Source organism: Nostoc sp. 'Lobaria pulmonaria (5183) cyanobiont', from assembly GCF_002949795.1.
GTDB lineage: Bacteria > Cyanobacteriota > Cyanobacteriia > Cyanobacteriales > Nostocaceae > Nostoc.
Genome location: NZ_CP026692.1, coordinates 4,447,757 through 4,461,886, shown reverse-complemented (window position 1 = coordinate 4,461,886; position 14,130 = coordinate 4,447,757). Strand labels below are relative to the sequence as shown.

Annotated in this window: 12 protein-coding genes and 1 pseudogene; 5 read left to right on the top strand and 8 right to left on the bottom strand. The window is 40.6% G+C overall.

The genetic code is table 11. From position 1 onward, the window contains the following. Nucleotides 1-52 precede the first annotated feature (52 nt). From NLP_RS35595 to NLP_RS19575, 3 genes are read left to right on the top strand one after another with little or no spacing between them, the layout of a single operon-like run. On the top strand, nucleotides 53-184 hold the full coding sequence (locus NLP_RS35595) for a hypothetical protein (RefSeq protein WP_267894878.1): 132 nt from the start codon (nucleotides 53-55) through the stop codon (nucleotides 182-184). A gap of 19 nt (nucleotides 185-203) precedes the next feature. Next, on the top strand, nucleotides 204-428 hold the full coding sequence (locus NLP_RS35050) for a type II toxin-antitoxin system RelE/ParE family toxin (protein WP_234016989.1): 225 nt from the start codon (nucleotides 204-206) through the stop codon (nucleotides 426-428). Then, entirely contained in the window at nucleotides 425-751 is a 327-nt protein-coding gene (locus NLP_RS19575; protein ID WP_104907848.1) for a helix-turn-helix domain-containing protein, read from the top strand. The genes NLP_RS35050 and NLP_RS19575 overlap by 4 nt, the downstream gene beginning before the upstream one ends. A gap of 107 nt (nucleotides 752-858) precedes the next feature. On the opposite strand, the gene NLP_RS19570 is transcribed toward NLP_RS19575, so the two are convergent. From NLP_RS19570 to NLP_RS19545, 6 genes and pseudogenes are all read right to left on the bottom strand, one after another. Further along, nucleotides 859-2,586: an Rqc2 family fibronectin-binding protein gene (locus tag NLP_RS19570; protein ID WP_104907847.1), complete on the bottom strand. Its 1,728-nt coding sequence runs from the start codon at nucleotides 2,584-2,586 to the stop codon at nucleotides 859-861. A gap of 631 nt (nucleotides 2,587-3,217) precedes the next feature. Further along, nucleotides 3,218-4,453: pseudogene (locus tag NLP_RS19565) on the bottom strand (glycosyltransferase family 4 protein); the annotation flags it as partial. A 1,020-nt stretch (nucleotides 4,454-5,473) separates the two neighbouring features. Further along, nucleotides 5,474-6,046 (bottom strand): Uma2 family endonuclease, encoded by a 573-nt coding sequence (locus NLP_RS19560; RefSeq protein ID WP_104907845.1) that lies wholly within the window; start codon nucleotides 6,044-6,046, stop codon nucleotides 5,474-5,476. Nucleotides 6,047-6,140: 94 nt separating this feature from the next. After that, entirely contained in the window at nucleotides 6,141-8,303 is a 2,163-nt protein-coding gene (recQ, locus tag NLP_RS19555) for a DNA helicase RecQ (protein WP_104907844.1), read from the bottom strand. Nucleotides 8,304-8,539: 236 nt separating this feature from the next. Further along, a complete protein-coding gene (locus tag NLP_RS19550; RefSeq protein WP_104907843.1) occupies nucleotides 8,540-8,824 on the bottom strand; it encodes a type II toxin-antitoxin system RelE/ParE family toxin in 285 nt (94 codons plus the stop codon). After that, a complete protein-coding gene (locus NLP_RS19545) occupies nucleotides 8,817-9,062 on the bottom strand; it encodes a hypothetical protein (protein ID WP_104907842.1) in 246 nt (81 codons plus the stop codon). The genes NLP_RS19550 and NLP_RS19545 overlap by 8 nt, the downstream gene beginning before the upstream one ends. 92 nt (nucleotides 9,063-9,154) lie before the next feature. Here NLP_RS19545 and NLP_RS33355 point away from each other — a divergent pair, with 92 nt between their 5' ends. Beyond that, nucleotides 9,155-9,340, top strand: a complete 186-nt coding sequence (locus tag NLP_RS33355; protein ID WP_158680469.1) for a hypothetical protein — start codon at nucleotides 9,155-9,157, stop codon at nucleotides 9,338-9,340. A gap of 229 nt (nucleotides 9,341-9,569) precedes the next feature. Here the strand turns inward: NLP_RS33355 and NLP_RS19540 are convergent, their stop codons facing one another. Next, nucleotides 9,570-11,144, bottom strand: coding sequence for an AAA-like domain-containing protein (locus tag NLP_RS19540; RefSeq protein WP_104907841.1), 1,575 nt, complete (start codon nucleotides 11,142-11,144; stop codon nucleotides 9,570-9,572). A gap of 139 nt (nucleotides 11,145-11,283) precedes the next feature. Continuing rightward, on the bottom strand, nucleotides 11,284-12,708 hold the full coding sequence (locus NLP_RS19535) for an AAA-like domain-containing protein (RefSeq protein WP_234016988.1): 1,425 nt from the start codon (nucleotides 12,706-12,708) through the stop codon (nucleotides 11,284-11,286). A 396-nt stretch (nucleotides 12,709-13,104) separates the two neighbouring features. Here NLP_RS19535 and NLP_RS19530 point away from each other — a divergent pair, with 396 nt between their 5' ends. Beyond that, nucleotides 13,105-14,064: a protochlorophyllide reductase gene (locus NLP_RS19530; protein WP_104907840.1), complete on the top strand. Its 960-nt coding sequence runs from the start codon at nucleotides 13,105-13,107 to the stop codon at nucleotides 14,062-14,064. Nucleotides 14,065-14,130 lie beyond the last annotated feature (66 nt).

The window sequence follows — 14,130 nt, the reverse complement described above, 5'->3', positions numbered from 1 at the left end:
CTTGCTATATGAATGAGATGTCTGACTTTTTTTATAGGAATTTTCATATAAAATGGACGATGGTGAGGATATTACAGAAATTCCTTTACGATCTCTGGTTTGGATGGGAGACTCTCTCAAAAATATTCGCTTATTTCCTGAAGAGGTGCGTGCATCAGTAGGCTATGCGCTGCAATTGGTGTAAGCAGGGGAAACACCAATGGATGCCAAGCCTTTTAAAGGGGTTGGAAGCGGTGTGTATTAAATTATGCAAACGCTACGATACCGATACTTACAGGGCAGTCTATGCGGTAAAGATTGCAGAGAAAATCTACGTTCTGCACGCTTTTCAGAAGAAATCAAAGCAGGGGATTAAAACCCCACAAGCTGATGTTGACCTGATTAAACAACGCTATAAGGACGCAGTGGCAAGGGAGAAACAAGAATGACACAGGAGCCAGTTTTTGAAGAAAGCAGTGGCAATGTGTTTGCTGACCTCGGTTTGTCGAATGCTTCGGAGCTTTTTACGCGAGGCAAGATAGGGATTCAGGTATTGCGCCTCCTCTCTCAACGCAACCTGAAACAGCGCGAAATCAGCAAACTTCTTGACATTCCCCAACTAGAAGTATCTCATTTGATGAAAGGAGAGTTTCAAAGGTTCAGCGAAGGCAAACTGCTCATTTTCCTCAAGCGCCTCGATATGGAAATCAGCTTGCATCTTCGCCCTCGTCATGCGCCGGGACAATCTGCTGAAACTGTGATATTGCTATAAAGCAGGATAGAAGCGATGTTGGGTCTTGGCAAAGTAGTAGTGGGCAGTAGGCAAATGAGGGGCATGAGGGAGCAGAGGAGCAGAGAGAAATGCCCAATGCCCAATGACTAATGACTAATGACTATTTGTGGTTTTCCCCAGAGGATGGTTTCCTGCTTGTAAATAGCAATTCCCGGTTTGGCTCCTTTGGGTTTGTAGACGTGTTTTAGCTGAGTGTAAACTACTGGCACTTGCTCACTCTGACGGGCGCGACTGTAGTAAGCGGCAAGATTAGCTACAAATTGCAAATCAGCCTCTTCTGCAATAGCACCCGCTTCTAGACGTAGTAACACATGACTTCCTGGAATTTCTTGAGCGTGAAACCAGATGTCATAATCCCCTGCTACACGAAAGGTCAATTGGTCATTTTGGCGATTGTTACGACCGATTAATACTTCAAAGCCATTGGGAGTAAGGTAACGATGAAAGTTGGTGCTGGGGACTTCATTGGCACTGCGGCTGCGGTATTCAGGATCTTCTAGATACTTTTGCCCAATCAACTCTTCGCGGATTTCTTCTAAAGCTCGCAAATCTTCTGCTGTTTGATAGTTATCTATTTGGCCGATCGCAGCTTCTACTTGTTCTAAATACTCAATTTCTGTCTGTACTTCCAATAGTAGCGGTTCGACAGCAGCACGAGCGCGTTTCAGCTTTTGGTGCTGTTTGTAAAGGCTTTGAGCATTTTGAACAGCATTTTTATCTGGCAACAGAGCGATCGCTATTGGCAAATTTGTCTCAAAATCAGCAAGGATAATTTCTTTCATCCCCGGTTCCCAGTTTTGCAGGTGAGCCATCAATAAATCAGCTTTTTGCCGATACTCATCGGCTCGATCTGATTGCTGCAAGCGCGTCTTAAAGGTTTGAGCCTTGTTACGTAATTTCGCCAGAATATTATTCAATTTCTGACTCAACTGATGACGCAATTGGGAAAATAACTGTTGATCAATCTGATTACTGTAATAGCGGTTGAGCAACTCCTGGATATTTTTGACCTTTTCAATTACACCCCAACCCATTACGGTGTAACCATCTTTTGTCCAAGCAGGTTGAAATTTACTAGAATCCAAGGCTTGCAGCCATTCTTGCCAACGCTTAAACAGCCGTCGCCAGTCGTCGGGGTTAAGAGTATCGGTGGATATTTCTGGTGCGATATTTGCTTCTAGCAGCATTAACTCCAGTAGTGCTGCACTCAAGCCACTATAACTTTTGAGCAATTGCCGCTTGATTGCTCCTGGTACTAAACTTACCCGTTCTTGCCAACGTTCTTGGGATTCGCTCAAGTAGGGGACAGTTCCAGTGAGTTTTGGTGGTGTTTCATAAGGTTGTCCGGTTTGGATGGGACGGACACTAGATTGTTGCTGACTGACTTGATGGGCGGCGGTGATAATTATATTGCTGGCGTCGGTGAGAATGACGTTGCTATACTTGCCCATGATTTCTGCATAGACATGATATAGAGCGCTTTCTCCAGGACGACGGGCAAATTGCAAATCAATAACACGCTCCCACGGTGCGATCGCTTCAATCGCCACCAGTGCTAAACCACCCAATTGGTGTATCAGTTGTTGGCTAAAGGTAAAGGTATCTGGCAATCGCGGTGGCGGATCGCCAATACAAATATGTGCAGCTTGGGGATGCCAAGAAATCTGTAGCCAATCTCGCTGTTCCAGGGTACGTAATGCCATCGCAATCGTGTAGCGATCGCGCTGGTAAACTTGTTCTAAGCGTGATGGTAGCCAGTTAGCGCGGATTTCGCTACAAGTAGCTGTGAGAGTGGTAAAGTCAACTGGTTGCAAAGCGATTAGTTGTTAACATTCAAATGGTAGCGATCGCTATGCCTTTATTTTTGTTTTGTTAAAGCATAACAGACCTCAACTATCATAGCGGTTACTTGCTTTGGTGATAGCTGCGATTAAGTTCTAGGTTTAGGTAATAAGTTCTAGGTTTAGGTAATAAATTAGTTTTTTATACAGTTTGTTTTTAGTGTTGAGTTTTCCAAGCTCAGGCGATCGTTGCCAAAGTTGAAGAAGTATTCAAAATTCAGAATTCAGGAGTCAGAATTACTCTCGTGGGAGACATAAACCTGTTGATTCAGACGCTAGCTGACTCCTTCTAAGCGTTAGCGTAGCGTCTCCAAGAGTTGCCATGCCGCAGCCTTTACGCTGCACTATCCACAAGTTTCACAGAATTCAATTCTAAATTCTGGCTTCTGACTCCTGAGTTCTAATTTTGTTAAACCCAAAATATTATCCGAGTTACTCACTTATCATTATCTGTTACGCAAAAGCGTTATTTAGCAACCAAAACTGGTTCTTTTGCTGCTGATTGCACTAGTTCTGTGGTTGAGTGTACTAGTTCTTTTGCTGCTGATTGCACTAGTTCGGCGGTTGAGTGTACTAGTTCTTTTGCTGTTGACGCTACTGTTTGTGGCTGCATCAGTTGGGTGTAAAGTTCACTCAGTTGATGTGCGACACCATCCCAGCTAAACTTAGTTTCGACGCGCTTTCTACCAGCTTTACCCAATTCATCTCGCCATTCTGGACTTAAGAGAATTCGGTCAATAGCAGAAGCAAAAGCCTCTACATCTTGCGGTGCAGCTAATAAACCGGTTTCTTCACTAACTACAGTAAACTGAAGTCCGCCGACATCACTTGCTACCACTGGTGTACCGCTTGCCATCGCTTCGATCGCCACGAGTCCAAATGGTTCGTAGTGACTGGGAACAACGCAAACATCGGCAGCGGCGTAATAAGTTGGTAAAATATCTTGACTTAAACGACCAGCAAAAGTGGTAAAGTCGCTCATTCCCAATTCGTTGACGATTTGCTCAATGCGATCGCGCTCAATTCCGTCACTGTTACCTGGAGTACTACCACCACCAATAATTAGCTGGAGATTGTTGGAGTCGCGTAGCTCAGACTCATTTAATGCTCGCACCAAGGTTTCTATACCTTTGCGTTGGTCAAAACGTCCTACATACAATACGACTTTGACTTCTTTGTCAATTCCCAATTCAGCCCTGGCTGCTTCTCGTGCAATCGAACCAAATCGCTGAATATCTGTACCACAGGGAATAACGTCGATATTACCTTTTGTAGAAACTAGCGATCGCATGTGTTCCTGTTCTTGCGGACTCGTCGCTACAATTCTATCTGCATTTTCCAAAACCTGTTTTTCTACTGCTAATCGCACACTTGCAATCAGAGGAATATTTTCTATAGTGTTATACTTAACTGCTCCTAAGGAGTGATAGGTGTGAACCTGTTTACTCTTTTGGATTTTATTTAACTGCATCCCCACCCAACTAGAGAGCCAATAGTTAGTATGAACTAACTGGTATGTAATTTCGTTTTTTACTTGAAATTTGAGGAAATTATCGACAAATTCTGGCAGATATTCAAAAATTTCATCTCGCGGCACAAACTCAACGGGGCCAGCTTTTAAACGAATAGTTCGACAATTGTTGCTATGTTCAACTATCGAGTCTTGCTCCAGACTCACTTTGCGGGTAAACATATCAACTTGCCATCCTAGTTGCGCTAGTGCTTCACCCACATGGCGCACATAAACATTTTGTCCTCCAGCTTCTTCTTTCCCTATTTCAATCGCTGGATCTCCGTGGACAGAAATTAAGGCGATACGTTTTTCGGTGGTAGAGTTCATAGTTTGTGTGTTGCTGATTTTAACAAAGTTTTAGGCTGTTCCAAGCACGTGTATAACACACTTGTCTGAATTGTTTAGGAACTTTGAATAATATTGATTTTAATTTACTATGTCTAATTTTTTTTTACATCCTCTGTCAGAAGTATACTTTTAGGTTAGATACAAATATTTAGTTTCTTGAGATATAGGAAATTGTTATATCTGTCTCTCATACTTTTGATAGATAAAGATGAGATTTTTTCATTCAGATATAGCTCTAATTTCATAGATGATATGGCAATTTTAATTTGCTCTCTATCTAGAGACTGAGCTTCCTGACTTCTGCGAGGATATATCTGTTGAATAGGGGGTTTGACCCCCTAATACATCTCAGAGCAGGAAGTCAGAAGACATAAAAAGTAAAGGTATGACGCTTAGATGTTTTCAAAAATCAAATCGGCTTGCTATAGGACTCATATCTGAATTTTTGAAAAAGATTTCAGATAAAACCCTTATCTAACAGGCTTTTCAGTCTCAGGATGTTTTCAGAAATCAAATCGGAGTCCCATATATTGCTATCGGATAAAAATATATTTATTTAGCTTATATTTTCTAAAATAAATCTAAATTCTGTTTTTACGCAATTCTACTGATTTTGCTTCAAACTAATAAATATAGTCACTACCAATTTTCAAACGGAGAACATTAATACATGAGTTTGATAGATGGTATATTTCTGACGATATTAAATACTGTTGCCTGTCTAGCACTGCCTAAGCTGCTATCTGTAATTCTGTCTGCCAAAAACCAAAACACTGTACCTTCATCGTCTACGCTTACATCACAAGACTCCAACTCTGAAATCCCCAGTTTTTCTTAATGTGAACTGATAATTTATAGATATCGCCTTGATGAGGAGAAAACTTAGTTATTGGTGCAAGGCGATATCTGAACAATAAATTATATATACACATTTTGTTTTGGGAAAAGAATGAGAGTTAATCCGCTACTTGAGATTTGTTTTTCCATTCAACCTAAAATTTATACAGGAAAAAACTGGTCTATAGTACAGCTAAAACCAGGCAATAGCGGAGAAATTAGATTATCACTACTAAATAAAGTTGCTACCAAGTTAAGTTGACTTTGTTCGCGCCGATAGACCTCCAGTTTACGCGATCGCCAATCAGCAATCCAATATTCTTTGACTCCTCTGGTAGAATAAAGTTTAAGTTTAGCTTCCTTATCTCGTCTTAGGTCTTCGTTGCTAGCAGACAAAACTTCGACTACTAAATCTGGTGCGCCAGTTAAATGTCCCCCTTCATCCAATGTTAGCGCCAAGGTTTCTTTAGTAGCCCAAACTACATCGGGAATCACATTATCTGATTCTGAAAACAAAACACCGGGGTTGATTACAGCTTCTCCTAAACCAGTAGACTCTGACCAAATGTTAAGCTGTTGGAAAATTCTGCCACAAGTTTGCTGATGTTTAAAGTGAGGTGCCCTGGTCATAAATAATTCTCCATCAACTATCTCGTAGCGTGTCCCTTCATTTTCTGCGAAGAGTTCCACATCATGAATTGTCCAGCGTACTCCTGTATTAAGCATCTGACTCATCGGCTAACTCCTTTAATCTTGTTTTTGTATTTTAATAAAACAGAATTTATGATTCATACTAATTGATTCTGTATTCTGTATTCTTCTTCAATCATCACTTGCGATTTTCGCGCCGCCACTTACACCGCACTAAGCGAATTTCATCAAAAGTGTAGCTTTCGCCTAGTTGTTCTTTGATGGGAGTGAGGGAAATATCACCGAGTACTTCTAAAACTTGCCAAATTTTTTGTTGATGTTCTAAAGGTACTAATTGATTTAAATCAACTGGCTGATTTTTCTCAATTAGTTTTTCTAGATGATTGCTAACTGTTGCCGGACTAAGGTTGCGTTTTTGGGCAATTTGAGCAACATTTAAACCTTGTTGATGCAATTGTAATGTCTGTAATTCTGTGTAAGAAGATGAGTTTGGAGATGATCCGGAAGCAGAAGTAACCGATTTATTTTGCAAACCTTTTTCTTGGCGGTAGGCGCGAATTTCTGTAATAAACTTTTCGCCATATTGAGCGAGTTTGTGACTACCTACACCAGAAAGTTTGGCAAATTCAGCTAAGTTTTGGGGTTGCACCTGTACCATCAATTTTAAAGTGGAATCGTGGAAGATGACGTAAGGTGGTACAGATTGCTCATCAGCTAATTGTTTACGTAGCGATCGCAACTTCTGTAATAATATTTCTGCAACTTCTGCTTTTTCACTGCTCTGTTCCCAGGTAATCTTTGGTACTGTGGTTACAGCTAGCGAAACTGTGCGTTGTTTTCGCATTACTTGCCAACTTAAGGCATTTAGTTTTAAAACTGAGTAACCATCGCTAGTTTGCTCTATTAACCCTTGATGTAAAAGCGATCGCCCCAACATTCGCCATTCATCTACAGTTCTATCTTTACCAATACCATAGGTAGAAAGTTTATCGTGTTCGTACTGGATAATTTTGTCTTTTTTTGCCCCCCGCAACACATCAATTATGTGTAGCATCCCAAACCTTTCTTTGCAACGCGCCACACAAGATAAAAACTTCATGGCTTCAATTGTCCAATCTTGCATCGGTTTGGGATGACGACAATTGTCACAGTTACCGCAATTCCCCGCAAACCTTTCGCCAAAATAACCCAGTTGAATCGTTCGCCGACAATCAGTACCTTCAGCGTAATCGATCGTTTGTCGCAGTTGTTGTTTGGCAATCAACTGTTCTTGAGGATCGGTTTTTTGATCGATACTCCATTCAATTGTTTTAACATCACCAAAGCTGAAAAATATTGTACATCGAGATGGTTCTCCGTCTCTCCCGGCTCTACCCGATTCTTGATAATAACTTTCTATATTTCTGGGTAGATCGAAGTGAACTACCAAACGCACATCGGGTTTATTAATTCCCATTCCAAAGGCGATTGTTGCCACCATCACCCGGACATCATCTCGAATAAATCGCGTTTGATTACTACTACGTTCTTCATCAGTTAATCCGGCATGATAAGGGAGAACAATAACTTTATCATTTTGGAGTTTAAAAGTGAGTTCATCAACTTTTTTCCGAGTTAAACAATAAATAATTGTCGAACCTTCAGTTTCTCGAATTAGTTCTAACAATTCAGCGTAAGCATATTTAGTTTTAGGACGAACTTCGTAATAAAGATTTTCACGGTTAAAACTGGCAAGATGGATGCTTGGTTGCTTTAGTCCTAATTGTTGAATAATATCACTACGGACGCGATCGGTCGCTGTAGCGGTGAGGGCGACGGTAGGAACATCAGGGTAGCGTTTTCGCAGAGATTTTAACTGGCGATATTCTGGACGAAAATCGTGTCCCCATTCCGAAACGCAGTGCGCTTCATCAATAGCAAAGCTAGAAATACCGATTTTTTCTTTAACTAAATCGATAAACGGGAGAAACCTTTCACTGAGGAGACGTTCCGGGGCGACGTAGAGTAATTTTACTTTACCGCTGAGGATGGCTTCTTCCCGCGATCGCACTTGGTAAGCATTCAAACTGCTATTGAGAAATGTCGCGTTAATATTATTATTTCGTAGTGCTTCTACTTGGTCTTGCATCAAAGCAATTAATGGCGACACTACCACAGTTAGTCCATTTTTCAACAATGCTGGGAGCTGAAAACACAGAGATTTCCCCCCACCTGTCGGCATCACAACCATTAAATCTCGATTTTGCAGCGCATCTTCGATAATTTGCCGTTGTCCAGGGCGGAATTGGTCATAACCGAAGTGATATTTTAGCGCTTGTTCGAGATGGGGATACTGAAGCATAGCGATCGCTTTTTCCGGGCCGTTCTGCGTGGGTAGTTATTGAAGATATCAGGATTTTAACTCACATCATCGGCAGCTTTGGCCAGACCTGCGTTTCTATACGGTGATGTCTACGACGGGCTACGCCTACGCACGCCGATCAACCATCATACATGATGCGATGTCTACGACGGGCTACGCCTACGCTTGACTTTTAAGACAGTTGCTACAAAATTGGCAATCGCACTTGTATTGAGCTAATAAACATCCTCATGAGTACCAATGTCTAACAAAAGAACAACTTGTTCCCCACTCTCTTCATTGGTTTTCAGCGAGAAAACAACGCGGCAATCATATCCACAAGAGCATGAAAGCAATCCTGATAGCTTTCCTTCTAGCTTGTGAGTGCCCAAGTTAGCTGCAAATATATCATTCTCCATAGCAGCAATAGTTTCTTCTATTTTGGCTTGCAAGTCAGTATTACGACGAGCAAATTTTCGAAAAGCTCTTTTAAATTTGCTAGTGATAACCAACCTATACATCGGCTGCACTTGGATTATTGAGATATTCCCGTAATTCTTCAATTGCTTCGGCAGCAGTCTGGATTTTAAGTCTACCTGCTTGGAATTCAATAATGGAAACTGCTGCATCTGACGCAATTTCATCTCGCCGACTTTCAATAATTCGGTTTTTGAGAATTTGTACCAGTATTTCTTGCTGCTCTAAAGGCAGCTCCATTGCCGCATCTAAAACTCTATCTAGGTTACTCAATTGCTTCATCCTTTTAATTATTTGGGTTGATCCCAAAACTCATAAGATATAAACTTACAAGTCTTACTTATCCTCATCGCTTTTTTAGCTTCATCAAACTCATGTTAACTTATCGCACTAAATCAATTTTCATAGATGAGCGATCGCTTTTTCCGGGCCGTTCTGCGTGGGTAGTTATTGAAGATATCAGGATTTTAACTTACATCATCGGCAGCTTTGGCCAGACCTGCGTTTCTGTTGGCTATACCTACGATGAGCTTCTCTACGAGACGCTACGCGATCGCTAACGCACTAAATCAATTCTCATGCATGAGCGATCGCTTTTTCGGGCCGTTCTGCGTAGGTAGTTATTAAATATATGAGGATTTTAACTTACATCTTTGGCAGCTTTGGTCAGACTTGCGTTTCTTTAGTCAGGGTTTTTGGCTTTGTTGAGATTGTTAGAAAACTGGTTAACGAGCAACGGAAAGTTAACTAATTTTAAGCTAAGTTCCTAACTAAGTTTTTTAACGATTGTTATTCTGAGGTTTCCCTAGCAGTTCTTGATTTTGGACAGTGAGAAAATTGAAGAGGCGTAGTAAGACCGGTGCATTTTAGCTGTGATTCTAAAGCATCAATTTTTCGTAAAAGCGATACTCCCCACAATATAGAAATTACCAACTTGATTGTCATGCCCACGAGCAAAAGTGTCACTATTGTGGCATTTTTCTTTTGTTGAGCCAGCCTTTTTTGTTCTTCTGCAAGTCGTGCTTCGACTTCTTGAGCACGTTCAGCCTCTAATGCCTGTTGTGCTTCTCGCCGATCTAATTCTTCACTAGCAGCTAAAAATCGATAATCTAAGTTGCTCAAGCTTTTACCATTTGCCCAAGTTTGGGCATCTCTCAACGCTTGTCCACGCAATAGGCGAGATTTATCTTTTTCTTCTGAGGCTACCCATGCATTGAAGTTTTCGTAGTAAGGACGCAAGTAAGCTAGTTTTTTTCCAACCCATTCTAAATTGAAAACTTCTTGATAAATTCGGTTTTTTATTTGGAGAAAACCTTGTTTTTTGATTACCAAGCCAGACAGCAATAATTCTACCTGTTCTCGACTATCATCGGCTGGTACTTTCACTCCTTGGAGAATTTGTTGATAAATTCCGAGCAATCTGGCGGCAAATTTTTCGTTTCTGAGGATGCGATCGCGAATTGTCCGCAGATGCTCCGGTTCATCTTGTGATTCCCATTTATCGATGATGTGCGATCGCACCACATTTTCTATCCAAAAGTCTTCTGTACCAGGAGGAATTTTGAGCTTTCTACCCAGATCGTCTTGAGATAAATTTACAAGCAGCCGGCACAGCTTTTGAGTTAGAAATGGTTGCCCTTCTGTCCAAACTAATACTTCTTTCAAAACTTTCTGGGGATGATTGTCTTTAATATCTAGTCCTAAAGATAGTGGTTGAGCTTCTTCAAAGGTGAAACCATTTACTTGTATGGTTTTACCCAAATTAAACGGGGTAGTATGATTTTGAGATAAAATTAAGTCTGAAGGTGTGGCAACCCCGAAAACTGCAAATGTAATCCGATCATACTCTGGATCGATTGCTCGTTGGTTATAACAGAACCGAATCAAGCTAAAAAAGTCATCAACAGAGAAATCGAGGTTGAGTATACTATCAACTTCATCAATAAAAATAAATAGTCTTTCGTTAGGAAACTGAGCTAAAAGAATTTCCGAAATAAACCGACTAAGTTTATGAACTAAAGAAATATCTTGTTGTTCTTGCCACCAGGTTTTTAAATTGACTTTTCCTAACAGTTTAAAACTCAACCATAGGTCGCCAACAACTCCTTTATACCACTGTTCGGGAGTGATATTTTCACAACCAATATTAGTCATATCAACGGTGGCACATCTAAAGCCCTCTTGTTGCAAGCGGTGCTTTGTTTTTACCATAAGTGAGGATTTACCCATTTGCCTACAGCTTAAAATGTAGCAAAATTCACCCTGTTTCAAAGCTTCGTAAAGTTCTACATCTGCTCTGCGCTCAACATAGCTAGGAGCATCATTAGTAAGAGTACCACCTACTTGGTATCGATAATTTTTCATTTAATTAATTTTTAATTTCAAATTAGTTCTATATCTCAATCAAAAAATTCGTTTTGGGACAGTGAATAAAATTTATTTAATATCGATGATTAACTAGGTTCATAGTAATAACTTTAGTACTTACTATGAACGTTCAAAACTAAATGGTAAATTTACTAGAAGCATTAGCAATATTTTGCTTTTCAAACTGTTGGCTAAAATAAAGACGATATAACTCACACTTGCTACTAGCTTGATTGCCATTTAATTGAACCAAACCCATGCTTTCTAGTTTGTAAGCAGCGATCGCGTCTAACTCCACTTTTTCATCTGTTGCAATTACCTGTTCCATAGCTAACATTAATTCTGGTTCTGCTTGCAGTAGTGTCAACAGTTCTCGTAAATGCTGACCGTAAATTCCTACTGCTGTAGATGCGGTTTCTAATAACACCTCCAGCGTCATTTCCCCCTGACAGAGATGATAAAATGCAAGGTTCACCAGATAGGGATGTCCTCCTACCATTGCTTGTAGGGGTGCAAGGCGTTTTGCCCCTTCCGAGTTTCCTGACCAATCTAGTCCGTAACATAATGCTAAATTCTGTACCTCCTTAAGGGTAAATGGTGGCAGTGTAATTGTTATCCCTACATTGAAAGGCGATTGGTTGAGCTTAAGTGGAATATAAATTTCTGTTGTGTGAACCACTACCATCCGCAGTTTTTGCCAAATCCGATCTTGCTTTGCTTGTTCGTGCCAAAATCGCAGCATTGGCAGAAAGTCTTGGGCAATATTGGGATGTTCAAAAATCCGATGGACTTCATTCAAAGCCAAAACTACAGGACTATCATCAGTGTATTGCAACAGATAAGCTTCAAAATAGATTTTGCAGCTTACTTTGCTGCCCATTTCTGTATCCCAAAAATCATCTAGACAAGGAAGGAGATTTAACTGCCTACTGACATTTACACAAAACCAACGCAAAAATTTATCCAGGGAAGCAAAAATGTCTCGATCGGCTTCTTGAAAGTCCAAATAAACAATTTGATAATCTTGCTCTTTAGCATAAGCAATCATCCGATTGAGTAGAGAACTTTTTCCCATCTTTCTAGGTGCTTTGAGCCGGATTAAGCAACCAGGTTGTAAAACCTCATTACAAACAAGTTTTTCCAGAGAAGGGCGATTGATGTAAAGAGGAGAACTTAGTGCTACAGGTCCGCTGGGAAATTCTATCTTGCTTGCTGAAAAAAGGTCTGGATAAACCTTTTCTATGCTAGATTCTTCACCGAATTTTTGTTGGCTCTGATTTTCCCCATTACCTTTCTCGTATTGCAAGTGGTTATTCAAGGCTAAATGCAGATTTTTTTTCGTGACTCTTTTTCCAAGTGCTATAGAAAGGTCTTGCCACAATTGAGAACCAATTTCCTTGATATAATTGTTGCCGTAGCCTGATGCCTCTGCTATTTCTCCGTAAGTTTTGCCCAAGCACGATTGATAAAGCACAAACCACTGAATTGAACCGAGAGGCTTGTCTTGCAGAATTTTTTTTACAGATTCTATAAATTTATCCACAGCGTATAAATTGTTCAAAAGCTATACAATTTACTTATACTTTTCAGTCTAGTAATAAGATAAATCTGAATATATCTGAAAAAATACTTGAAAAAAAAAGTCAAGATTGCATTTATCCAATTTTAAACTTTATCAGTACTCCAAAAATATTATTATAATTATATTTTTTTGAAGGTTTTTTGTATAGAGGTTAAGTAGGTAAGCACGATAAAAACAATATATAATATTTAGTTTTGTCAAAACGGTGAAATAACGAATTTGTAAAGTATGTGCTGTATTTACATTTTCGTCACATACTTGGGAATTTTCTCGCCCACTTACTTAGTTCAGCCTAAATACAGCCCTGAAAAAGCTGGTGATAATGATGGCTCACTGGTATGAGATCCTAGAGACAGTCAATGGAAGCTGAACATAATGGAACAACATCAGAAGCCAACGGTTGTAATTACAGGTGCCTCTTCGGGAGTGGGTTTATATGCTGCAAAAGCTCTTGCTGAAAGGGGATGGTATGTCGTACTAGCCTGTCGGGATTTAGCGAAGGCACAAAAAGCAGCCCAAAGTGTGGAAATCCCTTACAACAGTTATACCAGCATACATATCGACCTTGGCTCCTTGGAAAGTGTTCGACAGTTTGTGAAGAACTTTCGAGCCAGTGGAAAGTCTTTAGACGCTTTGGTGTGCAACGCTGCAATTTATATGCCCTTAATCAAAGAGCCGTTACGCAGTCCAGAAGGTTACGAGTTAACTGTCACCACCAATCATCTGGGTCATTTTCTATTGTGCAACCTGATGCTAGAGGATCTGAAGAAGTCATCTTTAGAGCCAAGGCTGGTAATTTTAGGAACCGTCACGCACAATCCAGACGAACTGGGTGGGAAGATTCCACCGCGTCCCGACTTGGGCGATTTGCAAGGCTTTGCAGAAGGGTTTAAAGAGCCGATCGCAATGATTGATGGTAAGAAATTTGAACCAGTCAAAGCTTACAAGGACAGCAAGGTTTGCAACGTGCTAACTATGCGGGAACTGCATGAGCGCTATCACCAGTCAACCGGTATCGTCTTCAATTCTCTCTATCCGGGATGTGTTGCAGAAACGCCGCTATTTAGAAACCACTATCCCCTGTTTCAGAAAATCTTCCCATTATTTCAGAAGTACATCACTGGGGGATATGTGTCTCAGGAATTGGCGGGAGAACGGGTGGCTGTGGTGGTTGCCGATCCTGAGTATAATCAATCCGGTGTTTATTGGAGTTGGGGAAATCGCCAGAAAAAAGATGGCAAGTCTTTTGTGCAAAAAGTCTCTCCTCAAGCCCGTGATGACGAAAAAGGCGATCGCATCTGGGAACTCAGCACCAAGTTGGTTGGACTTGCATGATGGAACAGCAAGAGACAAACTATGCTCATTTAGTGTTCACCGTTCCACTCAATACTGATGAGTCAA

Excerpts from the sequence above, each read along its gene's own strand:
- NLP_RS35595 (WP_267894878.1), top strand. The coding sequence starts at position 53 with ATGGACGATGGTGAGGATATTACAGAAATTCCTTTACGATCTCTGGTT.
- NLP_RS35050 (WP_234016989.1), top strand. The coding sequence starts at position 204 with ATGCCAAGCCTTTTAAAGGGGTTGGAAGCGGTGTGTATTAAATTATGC.
- NLP_RS19575 (WP_104907848.1), top strand. The coding sequence starts at position 425 with ATGACACAGGAGCCAGTTTTTGAAGAAAGCAGTGGCAATGTGTTTGCT.
- NLP_RS19560 (WP_104907845.1), bottom strand. The coding sequence starts at position 6,046 with ATGAGTCAGATGCTTAATACAGGAGTACGCTGGACAATTCATGATGTG.
- recQ (WP_104907844.1), bottom strand. The coding sequence starts at position 8,303 with ATGCTTCAGTATCCCCATCTCGAACAAGCGCTAAAATATCACTTCGGT.
- NLP_RS19550 (WP_104907843.1), bottom strand. The coding sequence starts at position 8,824 with ATGTATAGGTTGGTTATCACTAGCAAATTTAAAAGAGCTTTTCGAAAA.
- NLP_RS19545 (WP_104907842.1), bottom strand. The coding sequence starts at position 9,062 with ATGAAGCAATTGAGTAACCTAGATAGAGTTTTAGATGCGGCAATGGAG.
- NLP_RS33355 (WP_158680469.1), top strand. The coding sequence starts at position 9,155 with ATGTTAACTTATCGCACTAAATCAATTTTCATAGATGAGCGATCGCTT.
- NLP_RS19540 (WP_104907841.1), bottom strand. The coding sequence starts at position 11,144 with ATGAAAAATTATCGATACCAAGTAGGTGGTACTCTTACTAATGATGCT.
- NLP_RS19530 (WP_104907840.1), top strand. The coding sequence starts at position 13,105 with ATGGAACAACATCAGAAGCCAACGGTTGTAATTACAGGTGCCTCTTCG.